The following is a 24,448-nucleotide window of genomic DNA, read 5'->3' on the forward strand; positions in this document are numbered from 1 at the left end:
CAATACTGCACCTGCGAAGAAACCGATTTACAGAAACCAGCGATATTCCCGGGCACTGATTTCCTGCATGAAGGCCAGATGATCCTGACGCTTGTTTTCGCAATAAACATCTACGAATTCCGCCCCCAGGCCGGCACGCAATGACGGCTGATGCTGCATCACACGCACCGCCTCAAGCATGTCGAGCGGGAAGTTGATGCCGCTGTTGCGGTCTTCGTTGAGCGCAGGGATCGGTTCTTTAGCGGTTTCAAGCCCATGCTCGAGCCCCACCAGAATCGCCGCCAGCACCAGATAAGGGTTGGCATCGGCCCCTGCCAGACGATATTCAACCCGCAGATTGTTGGCGTCAGACTCAGGAATCCGCAAGCAGGCGTCGCGGTCTTCAAACCCCCAGCTCGCGCGGGTGGCGATGTTGGTGGTGCCGCCCAGGCGGCGAAAGGCGTTGTGGTTCGGGGCAAAGATTGGCATGCACGCCGGTAACAGCTCAAGACAGCCCGCAATGGCATGGCGCAGCGGTTGTTGCTGATTTGCCGCGAGCAGATTGTTGCCTGCCGCATCGTACAGGCTTACGTGCACATGCATGCCACTGCCCGGATGCTGCAAGTAGGGTTTGGCCATAAAGCTGGCACGATAGCCATGTTTCAAGGCAACACCCCGGGTGCTGCGACAGAATAGCGCCGACCAGTCTGCGGCACGCAAACCGTCATCCAGGTGGCCGAAATTGATTTCAAACTGCCCCGGCCCCAGCTCGGCGGTGATTACCGTCGCATCAATGCCCTGGGTCTGCGCCGCCTCAACCATCTCATTAAGCACCGGCGCAAAACGCGACAGACGCTCGATGTGCATACTGGGTTGGTCATCGGCATCGTCGGTCTGCTGATCCCGAGGGAACTGCGGCAAACCCTCGCGCAGTTGCCTGTCGAACAGATAAAACTCCAGTTCAAACGCCACCACCGGGTGAATGCCTTTACGCGCCAGTCGGCTCAGTACTTGTGCCAGCACTTCACGCGGCTCAAATTCGATGGGTTTTTCAGTGCCGTCCGAGGTGATCAGCATCTGCCCCAGCGGCTGCCCTTCCCAGGTCACCGGCTTGAGCGTGCCCGGCACCAAACGCCGCACGGCGTCCGGGTCGCCATCGTTAAAGCAATAATCACCGATCTTGAACAGCCCGCCCTGCACCCCTAACAGCACACAGTTTTGCGGCAACTTGAGGACACTGCCGGCCGCGACTTTTTCCAGCATGTCGATGGGGTAGCGCTTGCCGTAGAAATGCCCCGGGATGTCCAGGGAGATCAGGTCGACATACCGCACATCGGGATAACGCTGGCGAAAGGCACGCACTTCAGCCAGCAGATCAGAGCAGGCAGCATCCATCATGGTTCATCCTTAATCAGGTGTAGACCCACAGCACTCGCGCGAGATGCTCGGTCAGGTTGGCGTAACGGCAAAGGGTGTGGCTGTCGAATTGAAAACTGTCGCCGGCACGCAAGGTCACTGGATCAGTGTCATCGCCCAGCCATAAGGTCAATTCGCCTTCAAGCACATAGCCGCCCTGCTCCGAGCTGTCGAGCATGTGTCGCTCGCCGCTGGTGGCACCCGCCTCCAGCACACTTTCGAGCATGGAAAACGAAGCCCTGATCTTCGGCGAAACCAGAATGTCGGTAATTCCGTTGGCCAGATACAAGGTGCGGCGCTCGTCCGGGCGGGTGACCCACGACAATTGCTTAGGCTTGGGCATGTTGTAGAAATAGGTGGTCGGCACATCCAGCGTTTCGCTGATGGCTGTCAGATCGGCCACCGTGGGCCGTGACAAACCTCGCTCAACCTGCGACAGAAAACCCACCGAGCGGCCAATTTTCTCGGCCAGTTCCTTGAGGGTGATTTTCTTGTGCTTGCGCAGATCATGAATCAGGATCGCTAGCGCGGCGATTTCTTCTTCTTTGTTCACGGGCTGAATCCGGTCAGTAACCCGAAGAGGAGTTTGAACATTTAGATCGCCATGAAATTTAATACATTTAATTTCATGAAAAAATACGCGGTTAATTTCACGCGCGCAAGGTCATTTATTCACGGGGCAGCCGACTCAAGGGCCAAAATACTCTCGGGAGGGTCTTAAATGGCAGTAAGCGGCTGTTTTTACGTGATTTTTTTCGTTGAGGGGTTCCCAGATGGAGAAATTGTTGATAAATTCTCGCGCACTCTTACAGCAGACCTCAAAAACGTCGCAGTAAGCAGCGTCACATAGAGTGCCAGCACTCTCGCAACAGATACAGGGGCGTCGCCAAGCGGTAAGGCAGCAGGTTTTGATCCTGCCATGCGTTGGTTCGAATCCAGCCGCCCCTGCCATTTTCCAGATTAAAATCCGCGTTATTCAGCCGCCAGGCAGCCTACCAGTAACCACCCTGCCTTTCGCTCCTGCCTCTTCGGCATCACTCAACGCTTGCGCCGTCGCCTCCAAATCGAATAGTCGATTTATCACAGGTTTGATCACCCAAGCCACATCATTGCCCAACACCTCGTCGGCGCCCACCCCGGGCTCAGGCCCTAGGACAATGCGAACAACATCTTTGCCGCAGCGCCCCTCCCTGCGTCCATCACTTCGCTCGGGGCGTTGACGTCAGCCCCGATGCGCTGCCGAATTTGCGTAGACGTTGCGCCAGATCCTTCACGCTGTGCGACGCCGTCGCGGGCCTACTTCGCCCACTCAATCACTTCGCTGTAAGGCGTCTGGATATCGCGCTCAGGGATTTCCCAGATCAACAGCTTGGGCGGGGTGTCTTTGAACGCCAGATTTTTGAAGTAGTTATTCGCCCCACCGGAAAACTCTCCACCATCCTTGGAGAAGTCAGTCACCGGCGCGCCAAGCGCCTTTTCCAAAAAACCAAGGAAGTTGGAGTTGCGCGAAAAGGAGGTGCCGACCAAGGCAACGCTCGGCAGGTTGGTATCGCCGAACAGATCGTCGAGGCTGTTGGCGTCGCTCTGGGTGTCGACTTTTTTCGCATTGATCTGGCTCGACGTCACAGTTTCCGGCGCGGGTTGCGAGGTCAGCGGTAGCCAGTCAAGCCCCGCCAGGCGCACCAGGTCGCCCGGGCGGCGCGCCGGGCTTTGTACGGTCAGATCGTACTCGGTGTGCGGCGTGGCGCTGATGCCCATCGCCTGAACTTGCTGGGCGATCGCCTTGGCGGCCGCCGACGCGCCGATTTCGCTCCAGTGGGTGTCGGTACGCAAGAACGCTTCGGCCCCCAACGGTTGCAGTGTCGGTGCAAGGTCAATTGCCTTGACGCCCGCCTTGTTCAACGCCTCGACCCACTCCACGGCACGGTTTTGCAATTGCGCCGGACGACGCAGATCGCAGAGTTGCGCACTGGCAATGCGGCTTTTATCCGGCACTACCGCCACCAGTAAGGCAATGCCACGCTTGGCCAAGCGTTGCTGAGTGTCGAGTATCGCTGCGGCCTTGGCGTCAGCATTGTCTTGCGCGTGACGGTTGATGCGCATTTCGTCGGTCAAAAACAACCAGCCCTCACATCCCGGACGTACCCGCGCGCCGGTGTCGTGAAAGGTCAGCCAACTCGCTGCGCGCTCCAGGTCTGCGGCACGCTCAGGCACTGCCGCCATCGACAATTGCTTGGCTATTTTATGCGTCACTTCACCATGCAGTATCGCGTCACGTGTCAGATTAGGCGCCAGCAGCTCAACCTTGCCGCTGAGCAACAGCCAGACGGCCGAGGCAAAGCTTGCCAGCAGAAACGCGGCAAATACCCAGCCGGAAAGTTTGCTGATTCGAGCAGTGAATTCACTCGGCATAGCCGGTTTTGGGGATGAGTCAGGCATGGGCGCGGCCGTCAGAACTGGAAGTACAGGAAAGGCACCGCTTCACGACTCGCGATCAACGCGAATGAGAGCAGAAAACCCGCCACCGGCCACACGGCCGCAATCGGTGCATACAGAACAGAGCCGCCAAAGCGTTGTTCATAGCGATTCTTGAACGCGGGCGCGAGGATGCAGGCGATCCCGAGCAGTGCCGCCAGACCATGCGCCGAACGTAACGTCACAGCCAGCGCATCACCCAATGCAAAGCCATGCAGTCCGAACTGCCCGGCATACATGTTCAGCGCCGAATGGAAGTCCGGTGCGCGGAACAAGGTCCAGGCCATAAACACAAACAGCAGTGTCAGGGTATGCGCCAGCACGGGCGGGATACTCGGCAAGGTCGAGCGCGACCACAACCGGTCGACGCACAACGCGATGCCATGAGCCGACCCCCACAACAGATAGTTCCAGCTATCACCGCCATGCCACAGCCCCGCAATGGCCATGGTCAAAAACAGGTTGCGATAGGTTTTCCAGGCGCCTTTGCGGTTGCCGCCAAGGGCGATGTACAGGTAGTCACGCAACCAGCTGGACAGCGACAAATGCCAGCGCCGCCAGAAATCCTGGATGCTGCGGGCCAGGTACGGCTGGTTAAAGTTTTCCGGAAAGTGAAAGCCCAGCATCAAGCCCAGGCCAATGGCCATGGCGCTGTAGCCGGCAAAGTCGAAAAACAGTTGCAGCGAATACGCCAGGCAACCGATCCAGGCGTCGACAAAGGACGGATTATCCAAGTGAAACGCCACGTCCACCAGCGGCGACAGGGTATCGGCCACCAGCACTTTCATGCACATTCCGATCATGAAGCGGCGCGCGCCGAGGGAGAAGTTCTGCCAGTCAAAGTAACGCTTGACCAGTTCGCGACGTACCCAGTCATAACGAATGATCGGACCGGCAATCGAATGGCCGAACATCGAGATGTAGGTGGCGTAATTGATGAAGCTACGCTCCACCGGCACGGTGTGCCGATGCACGTCCACCAGATAGGAAATAGCCTGCAGCACAATAAACGACAATCCGGCCGGCAACGCAACGCGCTGCCACTCCAGCGGCATGGCACCGGGATAAGTAATCCACTCCATCCAGGTGGCGGCCAGGATATTGGCGTATTTGTACCAGCACAGCACCGCCGTGTTGAATACGATCAGTGCAATCAAAAGACGCACACGCCCCTTGGAGTCCTCCCGAGAGCGGTCGATCAACAGCCCGCCCACCCAGGCAACTACCGTCAACGCCATGTGCAGCGCAAGAAACATTGGGTTCAGCCAGCCATAAAACAACCAGCTGCCAATCAACAGAATAACGTTGCGCCACTGCGGCTTGCCCAATGCGTAGATAAGCAAAAAGGCAGGCAGAAACAGCGTCAGGAACTCAAGGGAGGCGAAGACCATGGCGACGTTAGAACCCGATCAGTGGGATTGCAATGGAGTATCCGATGCTTGCAACAACTGCGGCCCGCTGGCTGAAGGCACCAACAGCAGGCTGAAACGATCGCCTGCCTTGAGAGTCCCCAGGTCCAGCGGCGCACCGACATTCGCATTTGCACACACCAGTTGTACGGACAGGCTGACCGGGTTGATCGAGCGTCGTTGCACGCTGTTGACCGGCACTGCCGTGAACAGATCGGCGTTACGCCCGGCAGGACGCAAGGTGGCGTCGGCGCATGATTTGTCTGCGTTCAGGAACCCCAATGAGACCTTGTTCGCGTTGAAGTCATCCGGTGTCTCGCGCACCACGACCTGCTCGATCCCGGCGCTCGCTGGCAGAGTAAACACACTGACAAACTCACCCGGTCCGACTTTCAGGTCGATGGCCAATGCCTGACCACCACTGCTCAACGTGCCCGTAATCGGCTTGCTTGAGTCCACCGAAAACGTATCCGACACCGGCTTCGCCGTCTCTAGACGCAACGGCGGTTGACCGGATTGTGCCGTCACCTCCAGCGGCGCCGTGCTGGCGTTGACGAAACGAATGAACGCCGAGTCCGCGGCCGGGCCTGTGGGATACAGCGCGGGAGCAGCGCCCGCCAGGGCGCTGAATGTCAAAACGGGGACGGTCACTAGCGCCGAAAGCTGTTTGATCATTTTTTGACTTCCTTGACGACCGGTGCATTTTCCAAGGCGCCGCTGATGGCGTCGCCCCAGACCTTGTAGCCAGGCGCGGTCATGTGCTGGCCATCGACCGTCGCCCATTGCCCTGGTTTGGAGAACGTCAACGAATCGATGTAGTTGCAGGGCGCAACGTTACTCGCAAGAAAGCTGGAGACAGCCTGAACGCGCTCCGGGGTCTTGTTGTACTTGCCGCCCGGGGAACCCCAGTTCGGACCAATCCAGACGCAACGCGTGCCACTTGAGGCGATTGCCTTGGTCAACGCCCCCGTCTGCTGCCACGCCCAGGCTTTGGGAAACATCGGCTTGTCATAACCGGCCATGGTGTCGCCCAGCACCACCAATACAATGTCCGGCTTTTCGGCAGCCAGCAACTCACTGATCGGTGTGGTCGCAGTCTTGTCGCTCAACACTACGACGTTGCCTGAGTCACGTCGCTCGGCAGCGCCACACTGCCCTGCCGGCGACGCTTTGAGCCAATCGCCAGGGTTTGAACCGCACACGCCCAGGGTGTGCACTTTCGCCCCCTTGGCTACCAGGTCTTCGTGCAACGAGGAAATCAAATACCCAGGCGTCGCCAGGTGGCTGTCGCCAATCATTAAAATCGTCAAGCCCGCCAAAAGAGATGCTGCCACGATAAGAGCTCCTGCTTACTGATTCGAATACGGGGAAAGGTACGGGTTAACCGGCATTGGCATGCGCCCGGTGAAGTCTTCAAGCGTGTAGCGCAGGTATAAACCTCCCGTCCACTGCTTGTAATCCTGGGCGTTGTCCATCCCGAAGCTGCCGCCCAGAATCATGTTACTGCCCAGGCGGTACTCAGCCGCCGCGCCAAGGTTGTACCCGATGCCTGTTTTATTCTGGCTAGAGTACTGGGTCTGCAACGAAGAGCCCGCCGCGGCATAACCCGCTGATGCCTGTTCCAGGGCAGCCTGCATAGCACTGTCGTTAGCGAAGTACGGTGTTGAATCCTGTTCGATGTGCTGCAGCCCCACCGAGCCACGCAGTGTGTAGCTCAAGCGGTCAGTGCGCTGCGACCAGCTGACAGGAACCCCGATGGAAAAGTAGTTCTGCGGGCTGAAGTAGCCGCCGCTGCCGTAGGTATAAACGCCCTGGTTGTTGTCGTATTTCAAGGCCGTGGCGCCCAGACCTGCGGTCAACTGGCGAGTGTCGTCTTTGACCAGGTACCAATAGATACCGGCGCCCCCTTCGGCACGGGTATTGTCTTTAACGTTGTTGCCCAACAGTTTGTACAAACCGCCATAGCCGTATGCGCCGTACTCACCATTGTCGTAGCCTAGCTGCACACGCCCGCCATTGGCGGTCACGCCACCCCATTTAAGCCCGCTGCGAGCATCTTCGGCCCCGGCAAAGGACACCAGACTGTCATTAACAGCCCGCCGCGACAGTGTCACGCCGTAGCGGAACTGGCTGTCTTCGCTGAACGCGCGATCAATGCTCACGCCGCCCACTGCGGTGTTGTACAAGAAGCCCAGCGGAGTAACACCGATGTCAGCCTTGAGGCCTTCGGAGGGCATTTCGTAACCCACCGCCACACCAACGCCAGTGTCTTTTTGACGGCCTGTCGAACCATTGACACCACTGGCCGCCGCCAGGTCGGCCGTGGTTGGATTGGCCCCGGCCAGTACCGTTTGTACTGCGGCTATTTGTGCAGCGTTAGGCCCACCAAAGCGGGTTTTAGCGGTGTCGCCCACGCCGCCGGCATTCAATGACACCGGCGTGACGCGCAAGGCAACGCGGTCATCGCCCACCGGCAGGCTGATCTCCAGAGGCGCCTCAACGTCGGTCATTTTACTCAGGCCCGACTCGCTGTCATTGCTGCGAATGGCTACGCCTTGGGTGATACGCGGGCTACGCTCCTGTTTGATCTCGCTCAAGGCGGTTTGCATCGCCTGACGCGCATCTTCCTGTGGATCAGTGGGCGGGGCTGACGCTACACGACGAGTATCCCTGTAATCATCATCCAGCGGCGCGGTTGCATAACGCCCTGGGCTGGCACCCGGTGCCGGCGCTATACGCGCAGGATTGCCCGGATTGGCCGCATAAAGGCGCGGGGCTGGCTCGATCACATCATCCGCGGCCGCAAGTTGTGCCTGTGCAGGCTCTGGAATCTGCGAAGCGCTCTGAGACAAGCGCGACTGACGACGCTGACCGGCAGCCCCGACAAATGGGTTGGCAGACGCCGTGCTCGCGAACGGATTGGTTTCTTGCTTATTGACCGGCGCCTGCAAGGCCAGCGCACGGCTATACAGGTCCTGAGCCTTGGCATTCTTGCCCTGGGCACGGAAGATGCCGGCCGCACTGGCAAGAATCTGTGCGTCGTTAGGCGCCAATTCCAATGCTTTATCCGCCGCGTCAGCAGCCCCGCTCTTATCACCTGCTTTGCTCAAGGCCTGAGCCATGCCGATTTGCAATTGCGGGTCATTGGGCGCGTTTCGAAGCAAGGGTTTGTAAAGCGCGATGGCTTTGGCACTGTCGCCATTGGCCAGGTACATGCGGGCCAGAGCACCGTTGGCCAACGGGTCATTTGGCCGCTGGGCCAATGCCGGGGCCAAGGTGTCGTAGGCAGCAACCAGGTCGCCCTTCTCACGCAATACGTCGGCCTGACGCACGGTGTACAGGAACAGCACTTCGTCATACGTCCGTTGATCAGCGGCCGTCAGAGGCTGGCTCTGCAACTCGTGAAGGAGTTGGTTGACCTGCACATCGTCACCTGTTTTCAACAACAAACCGGCGTAAGCCAGGCGCAACGACATCGGCGGATTGCTGCTTTGCGCAATAGCATTACGCAACATAGACAACGCGTGATCGGGGTAACCGGCATCCACGTATGCCGACGCCAGCATGCCCATGGATTGAGGTTTGCCATTGGCTGCCAACTCAGCACGGCGCAGCAAGGTCAACGCTTGGGCGCGGTCGCCCTGTTTGGCCAGCACCGAGGCCTGACTCACCAGCGACTGCACCTGAGCTTCATTGGCCAGTTGCTGCATAGGAGCCGTTCGCTGACTAAAGGGAATGCGGTCCAGGGTGCTCTGCGCGGCAGACCAATCACCCAACTGACTTGAAAGCAAGGCATTGGCGTACAAAGCCTCAGCGCTTTGCGGGTTCGCCCTGAGCAGGTCACCCATGGTTTGCCGGGCTTTGTCCGGCGTCTTGGCTTGCAGGTAATAAAGCGCCAGGTCGTAGTTGGTCCAGACGTTGCCCGGATCATTGCGCACGGCCTCTTGCTGAGCCGCTATCGCGCCCTTGAGGTCGCCAGTGCGAGCGGCATTTTTGGCCTTGCCAACCGCCACTGCCGCTTTCAACGGACGCAGATCACCCAGACGCGCCTGTTGGGCCGGCGTCATGCGATCGACCATCTGCATGGCCTGACTGGCCTGACCGTTTTGCGACATTACGGTGATCAGCCCCAATAAGGCGTCAGGGTTGTCGTTATCCAGACTCAGGGCCTGGCGATAGCTGGTCTCGGCATTGTTGAGCTGATTCTGCTCTGCCTGGATGCCGCCCAGGACGATGTAGCCTTCAGGCTGGCGCGGTTTGCTGGCAATAGCTTGCTGCAATAAAGTGCGCGCACGCGGCAGGTCTTGACTGGCTTGCGCCTTCTCGGCCTGACTGAGCAGGCTCCAGTAGCGATTGCTGTCGAGTGCCGCTTGCCAACGCTTATCTGAACCACCAGACGCCGCACGGGCCAGCAGTTCATTGGCATCGCTTAAACGCCCCTGGCGCTGGCGCACCAACCCCAGGCCACCCAGCGCATCCGGGTCTTGAGATTGCTCTTTAAGACGTGCCTGAAATGCCTGCTCAGCGACGCTCAACTGATTGTTTTGCAGTGCCTTGAAGCCGCGCGCCAGATTGGGGTTCATGTTGGCGGTGCTGCCTGGCGTGGCACGGCGCTGCATTTGCGCACGAATTTCAGCGTCGTTCGGGTTGGCCTTGAGATAAGCCTCGAACAAGGGAATATCCGATGGTCGTGGCGTGCCTAGCCAAACCAGACCCTGACGCCAACTCTCTGTGGCTTCGCCGCTCACCTCAGGCAGCGTGGAGAGTTGCGCAAGACGACTCAACCCCTCAGCACGGGTGCCTTCATTGCGAATCAGCAACTTGGCCAGCACCAGCTTGACCTGAGCGTTGTTAGGGTTCTGTTGCAGTAAACGCTCCAACCCTTGCCGCGCCTCATTGGCACCACCGGGGGTGTAGCTCAGGTAGTTGTAGAACTCCAGACCCAACTCGCCTTGCGGCGCCTTGCCTGCAAACGCCTGTCGATACAACGCCACCGATTTTTCCAGATCACCACTGCGGGCCTGTGTGCGCGCCTGATCCAGCAGGTCCGGGTTATTACCGGCCTGCAACGCGATAGCCTGCTCCAACTGCAAAGTCAGCGGATCGTCCGGATGGGACTGCTTCAACTGAGCCAGGTAATTGCTGGCACCGGCAGGCCGTTTAGCCTTGAGTTCGAGCAAACCCAAGCCATAAAGCGCATCGACTTGTTGCGGATCAATCAGCAACAGCTTTTTCCAGACCTCTAAGGCCCGAGTCGGATCATCCTGAGTCTGCCAATATTTACCCTGTTGCAGCAGTGCCTTGCCCGCGTCATCCAACGCGGCAAAACTGCTGCTGCTAATCAAGGCAGCAAATATCCCAAAGGCTATTGCGTGAGGGCGCGCTGGCATTTCATCTCCCACATCGGTTGCAACTTCCCGTCATCCAGGAAGTGGTAGCGGTTGTCCATATAGCCCAGCGAAAACAGGCTCAATACAAAAAAGTAATACGGCGGCTGAGCCATCTTGATCGCTTCAGGCGTCAGGCTTTGCGCCATAAGTTGCTCGACCCGCAACGCTTCTTGCTGTTGCAGTGTGGTTTTGCCCAGGGCGTTGAAATACGGGAGCAGCGCAGCGGAAAAACCAAACGGCCCCGCCCCGCTTCGCTCGCCACTCACGACCTGAACTTTTTCCGGTGGTACACCCTCTTCAATGGTGGCTTGCAGCATGCCGCCCAGGTTGTCGAGCAGCGGTTTGCGCAGGGGATCACTGGCAGGCATCATACCGGCCCACATATAGGTGCGAATCGCGTCGTAACTGCCCAGGTCGCCCTTGGTCGGATCAACAATAAATTCGCCGGTTTTAGGCCCGGTAGCCCGATAGGTGACCCAATCCGCAACAAAACCGTTGTGAGAAACGGCTTTGATCAAGGTGGCGGTATTTTTCGCTATCTGCGCCCACGGCCCTTTGGGATCGACTTCAGCGAAACGTCGCAGTATCGGAATCGGCATGTAACTGGGGTTAAGTTGCCATTGATCGGGCGCGGTCAGGTCCGGCTTGATAAAGCCAAGCCTGCCCGGCATCAACATCTTGCCTAACCCCGGCAAAGTGGCGACCTCGTGATGCGCAACGTTGCGCAGCAGATGTTGCCCCGCCTCTATGTAGTCGGGGCGATGCCACAGACGCCCGGCTTCCAGTAATGCGTAGGCAAACCACAAGTCGCCATCAGAAGCCGAGTTGCTGTCCAGCAATAGCCACTCGCCCTTCTCGTTCAGCCCCCAGAACCAGCCGGGCAGGTGCGTTTTGATGTCACCCTGCGCCAGGTTGTTCTCGCTCCAGCGCCAGAGTTTTTCGAAGGTTTCGCGATCATTGGCCACCAACGCAAAAAACATGGCATACGACTGCCCCTCTGAAGAACTGTGACGCTGTGGCGTACTGGCATCCATGACGCGTCCGTCCGGCTGTACAAAGTGCTCGACAAAGGTCTGCCATAGCGGCCAGGGCGACGTGCAACTGTCGGCGTGCGCTGTTACCGGCAACAGCCAGCTCAACAGCAACGCCAACAGCGCAATCCCTTGCAAGCGGGTAGGCATACCCTTCACACGCGTCATCCAAGGCACGAAGGCTTATCCTTTAAGACGTTTGTTGGCACGTGCACGCAAGGCCAGGTAAGCCAAGCCACTGAGCAGCACCACGCCCACCCCGGTCAGCACCAGCACCCATAGCACATGGCGCGACATCAGCCATTGGAGGTATTTAACGGTACCCATGCTGCCAACGTAATAGCTCTCATCAGCCACCAGTGGCTCGACGTTTTTACCGCGCACCACCACCAGACTGCCCTGGATGGACTGGGTGTAGTCATCACCGCCAATCAAGGCATTGGTTACGTCAGCCAGGCCTTCGGGTTGGCCGCTGGCGATCACGACCACACTGCGACCGTTCTTGAGCGGTGATTCAAAGCCAGTCAGGTAAGAGCTGCGAGCCCCTCCCGAGAACGCCATGGCCAGTTTGGTTTTACGCAGATTGGCCTCCGGATCCGGGCTGAACCAGTCCCGAACGCGCATTGGCAAATCGGACAAATGGAATTTCTGCTGGCCATCTGCATCGTAGGCAGGCAGGCGGTCGGCCCACTGCGTCAGCAACGGCTGATTGTTACCCGAGGCAAATACCAGCAGGTCCTTGTCTGCGACGCTTGCCACTTGAGCGGCCTCGATCACCTGCACACCGACTGCCGGGTAACCGGTGGACTGGCCAAAACGGCCGAGCACGGTCAAGAAGGCATCCAGCTCTGCGACACCAGGATGGTCCGGCAATACCACGGCGGTTTCTGACAGATCAGCCATGCGGGTGAACGGGAAACCGGCGTCTTTGAATACACCCAGGTTCGGCATCGCCATAAAGTGATCGTAGCCGGTCAAGTCCAGGGTCGACTCAGGGTCGATTGAGCCGCGCATGTTATCGATGATGATGTCGCGGCATTCACCTTGCTTGATGTAGTCGAACATGTAACGCAGTTGCAGTCGTGACTGCAGGGCAACCGAGTTCAATGGCAGACGCACGTTTATTTCGCGGTCCAGATTGCCATTGTTGGCTTTCAAGGCGCTGAGCACGCCACTGTCGAGCTTGTCTTCGGACGGCAGACTCTGCGACTGAATCAGAGCGTCGTTAAAACTGACTATGAACGACGAACTGTTGGATTTTTCCTGAGGCGTGTAGCGGTACTTGAGGTCCAGCGGGGCCCCCTCATCGCGCCAAGTGAACAGATCCGGCGGGAAGTTCAGCGGCACAATGATGTCACCCGGGTTGAAGCCGGACACATTGAATTGCTGGGCAGGCAACAGCTCGCCGAGTTTGACCTTACGATCAGTTGGCAACCAGTTCGGTGCGTCATAGGGCTTGCGCGGCTGCACGACAGCGAGGCTATCAATGACCACATTGTTACCCGACAACGCCTGACTCCCCAATACCAGTGCCGTCGCGGCACGCTTGAGTTCGGCACTGTCACGCCCGCTAATCACCAACAGCTTGCCATTCGGGTCGTTAGGGTTAGCGATGATGTTCAAGGTCGGCCCCTTGGCCGCCGGCAGAGTCACACCCCCCACTTGCAGATCACCCGGACCGCTAAGCAAAACCACGGCATTTCCCGTGGCGGGGATTTGATTCAAACTCGATGAAAACCGGGCCCCGCGATAGCTGGCCATGGCGCCAAACCAGGAAGACAACGCACCGGCAGCCTCCAGCGTGACATTATCGGGCGAGGTCGCAAACACAAACGGCAGGTTCAGCGGGCGCGCATCGCGACGATCAAAGAACGGCAACGGCAAGATCGACAGATCGTTCGGCAACATCAAAGGCGACACATCGATCTTTAAGTTGGTGTCATTGCTGATTTTGGCCCACAAGCTTGAGTGCTGCGGGTCTTCACAATTCATCGTGTAGTGCCCGATAAATTGCAGGCTCAAACGGTTGAACTCAGTGATGAGGTGCGCAGGAATATCAATGGTCTGCTGCTGAGGTTGCCCGGCCTTGTCTTTGGGCAATGGCAGGCTCGCTGCCACTTCATCGTTGATCAGCACGTTGATCTGCGACAAATCCGCCAGCAATGCAGGCGAATACGCGTACTGCAAGTTAAGCTTGGCCCCGGTGACAATAGAGTCGGCACGCACGTTGAAGTTGACGCTGTCGGTCGATTCAACACCGCGCAAGGTCATGGGGTAATTGCGCCCCAATTGCTTGAGCGTCACCGTATAGCTGTTAGGCGAGGCTGCGGAAGCTGCAGGCGCAGGAGCCGTCTCGGCGAATGCAGTGCCGCCACTCAACGCCAGCCAGGCACATGTCAGGCCTGCCAGTGCACGACGCGAGTCGCGCAGATTACTGAAAGCGAAAGACTTTGAGTTCATCACTTGTCCATTACGTTTTCTAGAGTGGATGGGGCGACACGACGACGGTGCAGATGATTGCTCACTTCCATGGCCGTGGCTTTAAAGAGTGCGGTGATGCCTCGCCAACCGATACGGGTGACCGCACGCAAGGCAGTCAACGGGGTATCGACCTGACCGTGCCCCCAGGTTGATGCCCAGGTATCGGCGCGCGAGAACGTGAGGCGTATCAAGTCGCTTTGCTGACGCAAGGTCAAATGATTGAACTGCAAACCCAGCAACGAGCCACGGCTAAAGGCGACAACGGCCGGAAAGACACTCGGCTGGTCATTACGGAACAAAGACAGTTGCACCCGTGTACCTTGAGGCACGTTGACGCCTTCCGGCAAACGCACGCCCATCCCTTTTTGCGAGAAGTCTTGGGTCACGCCCCGCACCACGCGACCATCAGCAAGCGTTAACAGCGCTGGTAACTCAGCTGCAACCCGTGGTTCCGAGCGTACCTGACGGGTTTCACTCGCAACCGCCACGGCGGCGCTGGTGATAATCAGGTTGTAAATAGTCCAGGCCAGGTTGATCAGCAACGTGGTGACGGCGTTCTCATCGCCTTGTGCCAGCCGCACGAGGCCGAAAATCATCCCTGCCAGGTTGAGCGCCAGCAGAATGATGTACGGACGGGCCAGCTTCCAGTCGAAAAAGGTCTCATCGATGATGCCGCCCTTGTCCGTTACGTTGAAACCACCGAACTTGGGATTGACCAGCGCAACCAATACCGGGCCCATGATGTACCAGGCCAGTACTGTCTCGTAGACCTCGTTCCAGAACGAATGCCGGAAACGCCCTTGAATGCTGGAGTTGGTCAAACTGGCATGAAAGATGTGCGGCAGCGCGTAGGCACTGATCATCAGCCCCGACGCATGGAAGATTTGCGCATCAAAAAACAGGAAGGCCAGCGGCGCAGTCAAGAACACCAGACGCGGCAACCCATAGAAAAAGTGCAACATGGCGTTGAGGTAACACAAACGCTGCCCCATGTTCAGCCCCCTGCCAAACAACGGGTTGTCCGTACGGAAAATCTGCGCCATACCCCGAGCCCAGCGGATCCGCTGACTGATATGGCGCGAGAGGCTTTCTGTTGCCAAACCGGCCGCCTGTGGGATCGCCAGATAGGCCGTGTTGTAACCCGCGCGGTTGAGCTTCAGTGCGGTGTGGGCATCCTCGGTCACGGTTTCTACTGCCACGCCGCCCACTTCCAGCAACGGCCCGCGGCGCAACACTGCACAAGAACCGCAAAAGAAGGTCGCATTCCACAGATCGTTACCGTCTTGCACCAGGCCGTAAAACAACTCGCCTTCGTTCGGCACTGAACGGAAGGTATTGAGGTTTTTTTCGAACGGGTCCGGAGAAAAGAAGAAGTGCGGCGTTTGCAACATCGCAAGCTTGGGGTCTTTCAGAAACCAGCCAATGCTGACTTGCAAAAATGAACGGGTCGGTACGTGGTCGGCGTCGAAAAAGGCCACGAATTCGCCGCTGGTGATCTTCAATGCTTCGTTGAGGTTACCGGCCTTGGCGTGGCGGTTGTTGTCACGGGTGATGTAGTTGACGCCGATCTGCTCGCAGAACTCGCGAAAGTCTTCGCGACGGCCGTCGTCGAGTACGTGGACGCGCAATTTGTCCTTGGGCCAGTCAATGGCCTGAGCGGCAAAAATCGTCAGTTTTACGATGTCGAGGGTTTCGTTGTAGGACGGGATAAACACATCAACCACGGGCCATTCACTCGGCGGCCCCTTGAGCAGGACCGGTTGCCGACGCAGCGGCCACGCCGTTTGCAGGTAGCCGAACACCAGCACCACCAACGCGTAAATTTCTGCCAGTACCAAGCCGTAACCAAACGCCATGTCGACCCAGCTTTCGAACCCCAAGGTCGAGGTCAAACGCCAGTACATGTAACGCAACGAGGCAGTCAGCGAGAGGCCGATCATAATCAGCACGGTCAGACGCCCCGGAATCTTGCGCAAAATCATCGCCGCCGTGAAGCAGCCCAGCGCGAAGATGCACTGCGCGTACAACTCAAACGGCGCCATGATGATAAAAATTGCCAGCACGCTACAAACCAGCGCGGTGCCAATAATGAACGTGCGGCGTACCGCATCCGGCCATTGCTCAATGCGATCGGAAAAAGCCTGAGCCAAACGCTGGACGCGAGTGGGCTCGGCTGCTGCTTCAGATTCCGGGGTAGTTTTTATCACTGGGCTTCAATCCCTTGAGCGCTCGGGGCTTCGAATCGGGCCTTGAGTTGTTCCCCCAGCAGCAGCACGTCCTCACGCGCAACCGAAGCTTGAGCAGTGGCCAATGGGTTACGCCCATAAGCCAGCGCTTCACCCAACGTGTTATCCAGAGAAACAACTGCCATCAGTTGCTCCCCCAGACGTCGCTTGAGTACCTGGAGCATGTCTCGGGAAAACTCACGGCTTGCATCGAACTGATTGACCACATAATTGCAGTGCGAATACGCCGGACGCACATCAGTGGCCCCCAGCACGCGATCTATTTGATCCAGAGTGATGAAACTGGCGGCATCGGCGGTGGTGACCACAATCACTTCATCGGCCACATCCAGCGCCTGCTCCAGATACTGCGTAGAGCCGGTCGGCGTGTCGATGATCACCACATCCTGCTCCCCCAGATTCATGCGATCCAACTGACGCGCCAGCCAATGCCGGTCCTCAGTCATTTCGCTAATCAGAGAGCGACGCTCGTCGTCACTTAACACGCCGTAAGGCAGCAACAGCGAACCATCAAAACCATGCTGCAACCTGTCGTTCCAGTTGCGCCCGGCCATATTGGCACTGCCGATACCCGACACGCTGTGCTCGACGCCAAGGTGAAATTGCAAAGCGTTTTGCGGATCAAGGTCGATGGCCAGCGTTCGACCGCCACCCATCCGCAAGCTGCTGGCAAGCCCGGCACTCAGCGTGGTTTTGCCCACGCCGCCCTTGAGTGAAACCAACACCACAATGTGCGCCTTGCACTTCGCCGGACGCGCCTTGGCAGCCGCCTGACGCAATGCATCCTCGCTCAAGACGTGCGCCTGAACCTGTCGCGCCTGAATCACTTCGGCGAGTAAGTTACGCAGTTTGGCCGGAGCCGTTGCGCCAATGTGCTGCGGGGACTGTTCAGGAGCTGCTGGGGATTCCAGGAATTCAATGGCCTCTGGAAGCTCTGCGATTGGCTCAGCGTCTGCAACATGCAGGCGCGTTGAAGTGGTGACCTCATGCAAAGCAGGCAAGAGCGCCGAGATGGCATGGGCTTGCGAGGCGAGCGGGAGTTCTTGGGCTTGCAGGGTCAGTTCAATCTCTGGAACAAGCAAAGGCTCTACGACCTGCGTACGGGCGGACAACGCAAGAGGGATCGGTTCGACAGTCGTTTGCGGCTCAACCGGCGCAATCTCTACGATCTCTTCGACGGCTTTGATCATTGGCACAGGCGCGGGCTCGGCGACAACTTCAGGCGCAGCCACTCCTTGAGGCTCAGGCATATCATCAGACGTGGCCGCGGTCTTCTCGAGCGCCGGCGTCTCTTGCTTCTCTTTGTAATCGAACTGACTTTCGAACTCGTGATAACTGTCCGAGCTAGCTCCGAACCTACTAAAAAGATTCGATATGTCGTCTGTACGATTCATAGAGAATTCCCGTGACGCTGACTTTTTGTTAAGGGCATATGCCTCGACACATTACGACCGCCAAAATAAGCTATCAAAATGACATCGTCAATATTTTGAATACACCAGCCGTAAAATCCTTGTTCCAATTAAAAAAACCCTATGTAGCGTCATGATTTTGGCGTTTTGAGCGCTTTCATCATTGACGCCATTAAGTCGATTCAGCTCAACCACCTCTGCCCGCCGAGCTGCAAGCCCCGATCTACAGGTCTCACTGCAAAAAAACCGCGGATTGTGCATAAAACCCAAAGGGTTTACATGATCGTTATACATGCCGGCACTGAACTCACGGGCCACACACTTCGCCCTAATCATCTGCACAAAGCAATTCCCAGACCACAACCCCGAAAAGAGGTTAGGTACGCTTAATAAAATTCATTTGAACATCATTACCCTAATAACCAAGCGAACAACACCGCCCAAAAACGTTAAATGCACACACTATTAATAGCACCTTTAACATCAGACTCTAGCTGGTAATCACCAAACACCACAGCCCTAGAGATTATTTACTTCTGCGAACCCATACATCGCGACTCGTTCTACAGCAAATCCAACCACATAGACTTGACCCTGGACAAAGCCGACTCACAGATTCGGGCACCGAAATCAATTGGCTTGCGCCCCCCCACCCTTCCTCCCGGCATTGAAAACCCGACGAAGCGGGTTGATAAGGCACGCGATACTGGAATGAAGGCGCTTGCGCGTCTTGCAGCGCAACCAAGATCACCTGCAACGCAGACAATTAGATGCGAATAAATCACATGACCTATGCATTCGGGATGTTGACCTCCAGCGTCTTCAGCCACTGGTTAATGGCATGCTAAACCCCATGATCCTCACCGACCCGTCTTACCAGCCCTATCAGCTGTTGCTTAATCACATCTGCCACGCACCACTCATATAGCTGACCGAGATCACACGAATGCACGCGCCATGATCTTGCCCACCCTAAACACCCTGGAAGTCGACGAACTCAAGCCCAGTTATCATTTGTCAGTCTTTGCATATCACTAAGACCGTAAAGCAATTAAAGAATGAGCGGGGCACTGCAAGGCGATACAACTCGCCACAACTCATAAGCAGATGAAAATCATTTATTCACTCTGCATTGAATGGGACAGCGAGAATACTGCGATACGCATTCAACACTCCCAGAGCCATCACGGCAGGCGAACATTCGAACTGATCCACGTAGCGCAGCCGGCAAAGTCGCCCACATTACGCCGGAAGAATCTCATGGAAAGACGCGCCAGCACTTGCTGCAGCCTCAATCGAGAACTACCGCAAAAATTTGACGCCTGCAGACACGGGCTTTGGCATGCTGAACATAGACATACGCCCCACCTCGACAAGAACGATAGCGAGCACATCGATTCAAGCGCTAGCTTGCCACTCTCAGGCAGGGGTTAATAAATCGCAGGCAACAAAAAAGGGCCCACCTTTCGGTGAGCCCTTCTAGACCGCCCAGCAGAGCGGATTTTGTTTGGTAGGCGCGATTGGACTCGAACCAACGACCCCCACCATGTCAAGGTGGTGCTCTAACCAACTGAGCTACGTGCCTGCTGTGGGGTCGCATTCTATAGATTTGCGGAGGGGTGTCAACACCTTTTTTGCAGCTAACCCTATGAATAGTCGAATTATTTATTTGGACCCTAAAAATACGCTGCAGGCGCTGGCTAGCGGGTGGATTTCAACTCAGGTAGCATCGACTGCACTCGTAAAAAATATAAAACAGAGGTTCCAGAATGGCGAACACACCTTATCCCCAGTCTTACTATGCCGCTTCGGCTAACACAGCCCCGGAGCGCCCTGCCCTGCAGGATGAGGTTGAAACGGATGTCTGTGTCATCGGCGCGGGTTATACCGGGCTGTCGAGTGCTCTGTTTCTGTTGGAAAACGGTTTTAAAGTCACCGTTCTGGAAGCGGCCAAAGTCGGGTTTGGTGCCTCAGGACGTAACGGCGGGCAAATCGTTAACAGTTATAGCCGCGACATTGATGTGATTGAACGCACTGTCGGCGCCAAACAGGCACAACTGTTAGGCCAGATGGCGTTTGAAGGCGGCAAGATTATCCGCGACCGTGTCGCCAAGTATCAGATCCAGTGCGATTTGAAAGACGGCGGCGTATTTGCAGCGATCACCAGCAAGCAGATGGGCCATCTCGAAGCGCAGAAAAAGCTTTGGGAACGGTATGGCAACACTCAGCTGGAGTTGCTCGATCAACGCAGGATTCGTGAGGTGGTGGCCTGCGATCTATATCAGGGTGGCCTACTGGACATGAGCGGTGGGCATATTCATCCGCTTAATTTGGCGCTGGGCGAAGCAGCGGCGGTCGAGTCACTGGGCGGCACGATTTACGAACAGTCGCCGGCCGTGCGTATTGAGCGCGGCGCCAACCCGGTGGTGCATACACCGCAAGGCAAGGTCAGGGCCAAGTTCATCATCGTTGCGGGCAATGCATATCTTGGCAATCTGGTACCGGAACTCGCCTCTAAATCGATGCCGTGCGGCACGCAAGTCATTACCACCGAACCGCTGAGTGATGAGCTGGCCATAACGTTGCTGCCACAAGACTATTGCGTCGAGGACTGTAACTATTTGCTCGACTACTATCGCTTGTCCGGCGACAAGCGCCTGATCTTCGGCGGCGGGGTGGTATATGGCGCACGTGATCCGGCCAACATTGAGGCAATCATTCGTCCGAAAATGCTCAAGGCGTTCCCGCAACTCAAGGACGTGAAAATTGACTACGCGTGGACGGGTAACTTCCTGCTGACGCTGTCACGCTTGCCTCAGGTTGGGCGCATCGGTGACAACATTTATTATTCGCAAGGTTGCAGTGGGCACGGGGTCACGTATACCCATTTGGCCGGCAAGGTATTAGCTGAAGCTCTGCGTGGACAGGCTGAGCGTTTTGATGCGTTTGCTGATCTGCCGCACTATCCGTTCCCGGGCGGGCAGTTGTTGCGCACCCCACTGACTGCGCTGGGCGCCTGGTACTACAGCCTGCGGGACAAATTCGGCGTCTAAGGTATTCGATGCGGCCTGATAGCCCACCTGTTTGACGCACGCAGGCGTTGATGCAGGCTGCGGTCTTTACTGACGCAGCCTGCATCCGATTATTTGTGCGCTTCCAGCGTCTGAATGGCCTTGCTGCCCGCCAGCTCCTGCCCGGAGCGAGACAATTGGTTAGCGACTTTTAACCAGCGTGCTTTGTCGACATTGGCCGGCAATTGCTCCGGGGACAGGATCAACACCGCCCAGCTCCCCGCCTCTTTCCAGCGGGACTCGAAATTCTTGAAGTCCATCAGCCGACGGCGTTCCATCCCCGCCCGCAGTAACACGGTCTGCTTGGTACGGTCATAGCCCGCCAGCACCGCATAGCGAGGCTCGGTCCAGACGATGCCGTCCATGAAACGCACCATCACCGGATGCCCTGCCGCAACCTGAGTCAATAATGCTGAAAGCGATGAGTCCAGCGGGTAAACCATGAGCCCGTACTGTCCGGCCAATTGCTCCATGTTGCCTTGCACAGTCGCTTGGGCTTCAGGCAGCTTCAAGGGTTTGGTCAAAAGGCCCGGCGTGATTCTGATGTGTTGTTCACCCAGCATGCTGGCCAATACTTGCGGACCGCTTTGATGCGCATTGCCCCGAAAAAAGGGCACACCATTAAGCTCGACTCTTTCTGGCAAACGGCGCATTTCACTCTGATCAACACTGGCACAGCCCACGACGGCCAAGGCCAGCGCAGCCATCAGGCACAGTCGCGCAGTTTTCAATACAGTCACTCCCTGCATACTCCCTCGCTTTGAATGAGCGCCAAACCTTGAGGTCCGACCCGGCCGTCGATCATAGGACGCCCATCAGGCAAGGTATAGCCTTAAACCACAGTTAAGACGCCCCCCATAGAGCCAATCAGTTGGTTAAGCCCGACCTTTGGTCAATAGACTGCAACACGGCTAACGCTAGACTGTCACCTACAGAGTGTTTATGCCCGCCACGGGCAAAGGAGGCACTTATGAGCCCTACATTGACCATAATCCTGCTGATCACTGGCTGGTTAGCCGTCGCCGCCGCCATGTTTTGGGGGCTGATGCGCATTAGCCGCCATCATCACCCGCAGGCAGAGCCAAAAAAGGAAGCAACACCCGACCAACCGGCCGCTACGACAGCCAGCGCCCACTAAAGCCCTTACCAAAAAAAACCGTCCACCCCAGATAGGATGGACGGTTTTCAGTAATAGCCCGCGATTATTTCGTCAGCGCCGTCTGATGTTTTTCCCGTACCCGCCGCGCCAGAATATTCAGGGTTTCTACCGTGGCGGAGAACGCCATGGCCGCATACACATAACCTTTTGGCACATGAGCACCGAAGCCTTCAGCGATCAGGGTCATGCCGATCATGATCAGGAACGCCAATGCCAACATCACCACCGTCGGGTTTTCATTGATGAACTTGGCCAGAGGCTCCGAAGCCAGCAGCATCACCAACACCGCTACCACGACAGCGATGACCATGATCGGCAAGTGCTCGGTCATACCGACTGCGGTAACGATGCTGTCGATGGAAAACACCAGGTCCAGCATCAAAATCTGTCCAATCGCAGCCGCAAAGCCAATGGCCACTTTGGACGACACATCATCAGCTTTGTCTTCTGCATGCGGACTCATGTTGTGGTGAATTTCGCTGGTGGCTTTCCAGACCAGGAACAGGCCACCGGCGATCAATATCATGTCCTTCCAGGAGAAAGCCTGACCCAACACTTCAAATACCGGCGTCGTCAGTTGCACGATGTAGGCGATGGTGCTGAGCAAGCCCAAACGCAGAATCAGCGCCAAGCCGATACCGATGCGTCGGGCCTTGGTGCGAAATTGCGCTGGCAACTTGTTGGTCAAGATGGAAATAAAGATCAGGTTGTCTATACCGAGCACAACTTCCATCACGATCAGTGTAGCCAGGGCAATCCAGGCGGTAGGGCTGGCAGCCAGTTCTAAAAGGTATTCCATAAGTGCGTTCTGACTCTGCAGTAAGACAATTTAAATAGTATGCGAAGAATCTTGGTTATCTTGCGCTGGCTTTTCTTTCTCGATCAAGCGTAACCCTGTGGCGTCAGTAAGTGCCTGTTCGGCTGCTTTGCGCGTGTCATCAATCGCCTGCTTGGCAGTTTCAGCCGTTTTGCTGAGCATTTGCTGCGCCGCTTTTTCAGCTTGATCGCAACCGCTCATCAGCAACAGGGCCGACGCAAGCAGCGCTACATAACCTGAGTTTTTAATGTTCATGGTGATTTGCCCTTTTTAAAACCAGTAACCAGCGAATAACGCGGGATTCTAGAGAAGCAAACACTTCAGGAAAATTCGTTTTTATAAGCGCTATACTTCGATTTTTACGAAGTATTACAGACCTGATGCTTAATTACCGCCAGCTCCATTATTTTTGGGTCGTTGCCAAAACAGGCAGCATCGTTCGTGCCTGCGAGCAATTGAACCTCACTGCGCAGACCATCAGCGGGCAAATCAGCCTGCTGGAGGAAACCTATGGTTTGCCGTTGTTTCGCCGGGTCGGGCGGCAATTGGAGCTGACCGAAACTGGGCGCCAAGTGTTGCCCTATGCCGAGCAGATCTTCCAGGTCGGCAGCGACCTGGAAAGCATGCTGCGCATGGCGCCCAAGGAGCAGCAGGTTTTATTCCGGGTAGGCGTTGCCGATGTGGTTCCCAAGTCGATTGTCTACCGCTTGATCGCCCCAACGATGGAACTGGACAAGCCGATTCGTATCACCTGCCGCGAAGACAAGCTGGATCGGCTTCTGGCAGATCTGGCCATTGCGCGCCTTGATCTGGTGATTTCCGACAGCCCGATGCCACCTCATCTCGACATCAAAGGCTTGAGCCAAAAACTGGGCGAATGCGGCATCAGTTTTTTTGCCACCTCAGGGTTGGCCCAAGGATATTCAGAGAATTTTCCGCAGTGCCTACAAAACGCGCCATTGCTGATCCCTGGGCCTGAAACGGTGATCCGCAGTCGCTTGCTGCGCTGGTTGGCAGAACTGAAAATCCAGCCGCGCATTGTCGGCGAATTCGATGACAGCGCCTTGATGCAGGCCTTTGGTCAGTCTGGTATCGGGGTGTTCATTGCCCCCAGCGTGATCGCCCAGGAAGTCATGCGCCAATTTGACGTTGAGCTGATCGGCCAGACTGAGGCCGTCACCGAGTCGTTTTATGCCATTACCGTGGAGCGCAAGAGCCGCCACCCCGGCATCATGGCGATCACCGAGGGAGCCCGACGCGAGTTGTTTAGCGACGCCAGCGACTAGACGCTGGCCACACGCGGCGTCATCAACAACAGCGCCAGCATGATCGGCACCCGACTAAAACCGACAGCGGCAACACCGAGACTGCTCAAGCCTCTGGTGTCAATCACATGCCCACCGAACAAGCCCCCAGGCCGACCCCCGCGTTGCCCCGGCAATGTTCAGTGACGCAGCAAACGCCGGTGCGTGGGGCGCGGCTTTCATCAGTCGCACGAAGCTGACGCAAAACAATGCAGCCTGAGTGATGGGAAAGCACCTACTTGTGTATGGTAAAGTCCG

At 56.9% G+C, this 24,448-nt stretch carries 17 protein-coding genes, 2 tRNA genes and 1 pseudogene; 4 read left to right on the plus strand and 16 right to left on the minus strand.

Annotated elements, in window-relative coordinates; translation table 11 throughout:
* Positions 1 to 27: 27 nt before the first annotated feature.
* Both ACIQYF_RS06130 and ACIQYF_RS06135 read right to left on the minus strand, forming a co-directional pair.
* On the minus strand, positions 28 to 1,374 hold the full coding sequence (locus ACIQYF_RS06130) for a glutamine synthetase family protein (protein WP_402858743.1): 1,347 nt from the start codon (positions 1,372 to 1,374) through the stop codon (positions 28 to 30).
* A gap of 16 nt (positions 1,375 to 1,390) precedes the next feature.
* Positions 1,391 to 1,948, minus strand: coding sequence for a helix-turn-helix domain-containing protein (locus ACIQYF_RS06135; protein WP_402858129.1), 558 nt, complete (start codon positions 1,946 to 1,948; stop codon positions 1,391 to 1,393).
* 323 nt (positions 1,949 to 2,271) lie between these two features.
* Between ACIQYF_RS06135 and ACIQYF_RS06140 the strand changes: the two genes are divergently transcribed.
* Positions 2,272 to 2,346 (plus strand) — tRNA-Gln (locus ACIQYF_RS06140).
* Between the two features lie 345 nt (positions 2,347 to 2,691).
* On the opposite strand, the gene ACIQYF_RS06145 is transcribed toward ACIQYF_RS06140, so the two are convergent.
* The 10 genes from ACIQYF_RS06145 to ACIQYF_RS06190 all read right to left on the minus strand — a co-directional run bounded on the left by ACIQYF_RS06145 (position 2,692) and on the right by ACIQYF_RS06190 (position 19,424).
* Positions 2,692 to 3,834, minus strand: coding sequence for a cell division protein FtsQ (locus ACIQYF_RS06145; protein ID WP_402858132.1), 1,143 nt, complete (start codon positions 3,832 to 3,834; stop codon positions 2,692 to 2,694).
* 11 nt (positions 3,835 to 3,845) lie between these two features.
* On the minus strand, positions 3,846 to 5,261 hold the full coding sequence (locus ACIQYF_RS06150; RefSeq protein WP_402858135.1) for an MBOAT family O-acyltransferase: 1,416 nt from the start codon (positions 5,259 to 5,261) through the stop codon (positions 3,846 to 3,848).
* An 18-nt stretch (positions 5,262 to 5,279) separates the two neighbouring features.
* On the minus strand, positions 5,280 to 5,954 hold the full coding sequence (locus ACIQYF_RS06155) for an alginate O-acetyltransferase AlgF (RefSeq protein WP_402858138.1): 675 nt from the start codon (positions 5,952 to 5,954) through the stop codon (positions 5,280 to 5,282).
* Positions 5,951 to 6,577 (minus strand): SGNH/GDSL hydrolase family protein, encoded by a 627-nt coding sequence (locus tag ACIQYF_RS06160; RefSeq protein WP_402858746.1) that lies wholly within the window; start codon positions 6,575 to 6,577, stop codon positions 5,951 to 5,953. Before ACIQYF_RS06160 ends, ACIQYF_RS06155 begins: the two co-directional genes overlap by 4 nt.
* Positions 6,578 to 6,628: 51 nt before the next feature.
* Positions 6,629 to 10,669 carry a cellulose synthase subunit BcsC-related outer membrane protein gene (locus ACIQYF_RS06165; RefSeq protein WP_402858141.1) on the minus strand — a complete coding sequence of 1,347 codons (4,041 nt, stop codon included), beginning with the start codon at positions 10,667 to 10,669 and terminating at the stop codon, positions 6,629 to 6,631.
* The gene (gene bcsZ, locus ACIQYF_RS06170; protein ID WP_402858749.1) at positions 10,645 to 11,868 is read right to left on the minus strand and encodes a cellulose synthase complex periplasmic endoglucanase BcsZ; all 1,224 of its coding nucleotides are present in this window, start codon (positions 11,866 to 11,868) and stop codon (positions 10,645 to 10,647) included. Before bcsZ ends, ACIQYF_RS06165 begins: the two co-directional genes overlap by 25 nt.
* A 15-nt stretch (positions 11,869 to 11,883) precedes the next feature.
* Positions 11,884 to 14,160 (minus strand): cellulose biosynthesis cyclic di-GMP-binding regulatory protein BcsB, encoded by a 2,277-nt coding sequence (bcsB, locus tag ACIQYF_RS06175; RefSeq protein ID WP_402858144.1) that lies wholly within the window; start codon positions 14,158 to 14,160, stop codon positions 11,884 to 11,886.
* Positions 14,160 to 16,388 carry a UDP-forming cellulose synthase catalytic subunit gene (gene bcsA / locus ACIQYF_RS06180; protein WP_402858147.1) on the minus strand — a complete coding sequence of 743 codons (2,229 nt, stop codon included), beginning with the start codon at positions 16,386 to 16,388 and terminating at the stop codon, positions 14,160 to 14,162. Before bcsA ends, bcsB begins: the two co-directional genes overlap by 1 nt.
* The gene (bcsQ, locus tag ACIQYF_RS06185; RefSeq protein WP_402858150.1) at positions 16,385 to 17,677 is read right to left on the minus strand and encodes a cellulose biosynthesis protein BcsQ; all 1,293 of its coding nucleotides are present in this window, start codon (positions 17,675 to 17,677) and stop codon (positions 16,385 to 16,387) included. Before bcsQ ends, bcsA begins: the two co-directional genes overlap by 4 nt.
* A gap of 1,670 nt (positions 17,678 to 19,347) precedes the next feature.
* Positions 19,348 to 19,424: transfer RNA gene (locus tag ACIQYF_RS06190), tRNA-Val, on the minus strand.
* A gap of 184 nt (positions 19,425 to 19,608) precedes the next feature.
* Between ACIQYF_RS06190 and ACIQYF_RS06195 the strand changes: the two genes are divergently transcribed.
* On the plus strand, positions 19,609 to 20,892 hold the full coding sequence (locus tag ACIQYF_RS06195; RefSeq protein WP_402858153.1) for an NAD(P)/FAD-dependent oxidoreductase: 1,284 nt from the start codon (positions 19,609 to 19,611) through the stop codon (positions 20,890 to 20,892).
* An 89-nt stretch (positions 20,893 to 20,981) separates the two neighbouring features.
* Here ACIQYF_RS06195 and ACIQYF_RS06200 read toward each other — a convergent pair whose 3' ends face one another.
* Entirely contained in the window at positions 20,982 to 21,659 is a 678-nt protein-coding gene (locus ACIQYF_RS06200) for a peptidase C39 family protein (protein WP_402858156.1), read from the minus strand.
* Between the two features lie 221 nt (positions 21,660 to 21,880).
* On the opposite strand from ACIQYF_RS06200, the gene ACIQYF_RS06205 reads away from it, so the two are divergent.
* Complete coding sequence (locus ACIQYF_RS06205; protein WP_402858159.1) at positions 21,881 to 22,048, plus strand: hypothetical protein; 168 nt, start codon at positions 21,881 to 21,883, stop codon at positions 22,046 to 22,048.
* Positions 22,049 to 22,112: 64 nt separating this feature from the next.
* Here ACIQYF_RS06205 and ACIQYF_RS06210 read toward each other — a convergent pair whose 3' ends face one another.
* Both ACIQYF_RS06210 and ACIQYF_RS06215 read right to left on the minus strand, forming a co-directional pair.
* Positions 22,113 to 22,868, minus strand: a complete 756-nt coding sequence (locus tag ACIQYF_RS06210; protein ID WP_402858162.1) for a TerC family protein — start codon at positions 22,866 to 22,868, stop codon at positions 22,113 to 22,115.
* Between the two features lie 30 nt (positions 22,869 to 22,898).
* Positions 22,899 to 23,141 carry a hypothetical protein gene (locus tag ACIQYF_RS06215; RefSeq protein WP_402858165.1) on the minus strand — a complete coding sequence of 81 codons (243 nt, stop codon included), beginning with the start codon at positions 23,139 to 23,141 and terminating at the stop codon, positions 22,899 to 22,901.
* 125 nt (positions 23,142 to 23,266) lie between these two features.
* Here ACIQYF_RS06215 and nhaR point away from each other — a divergent pair, with 125 nt between their 5' ends.
* The gene (nhaR, locus tag ACIQYF_RS06220; RefSeq protein ID WP_402858168.1) at positions 23,267 to 24,172 is read left to right on the plus strand and encodes a transcriptional activator NhaR; all 906 of its coding nucleotides are present in this window, start codon (positions 23,267 to 23,269) and stop codon (positions 24,170 to 24,172) included.
* On the opposite strand, the pseudogene ACIQYF_RS06225 reads toward nhaR, so the two are convergent.
* A pseudogene (locus tag ACIQYF_RS06225) lies at positions 24,169 to 24,415 on the minus strand (MFS transporter); the annotation flags it as partial. The gene nhaR and the pseudogene ACIQYF_RS06225 overlap by 4 nt on opposite strands.
* Positions 24,416 to 24,448: the final 33 nt, after the last annotated feature.

It is taken from the genome of Pseudomonas sp. NPDC096917, assembly GCF_044762555.1.
In the GTDB taxonomy this organism is placed as follows: domain Bacteria; phylum Pseudomonadota; class Gammaproteobacteria; order Pseudomonadales; family Pseudomonadaceae; genus Aquipseudomonas.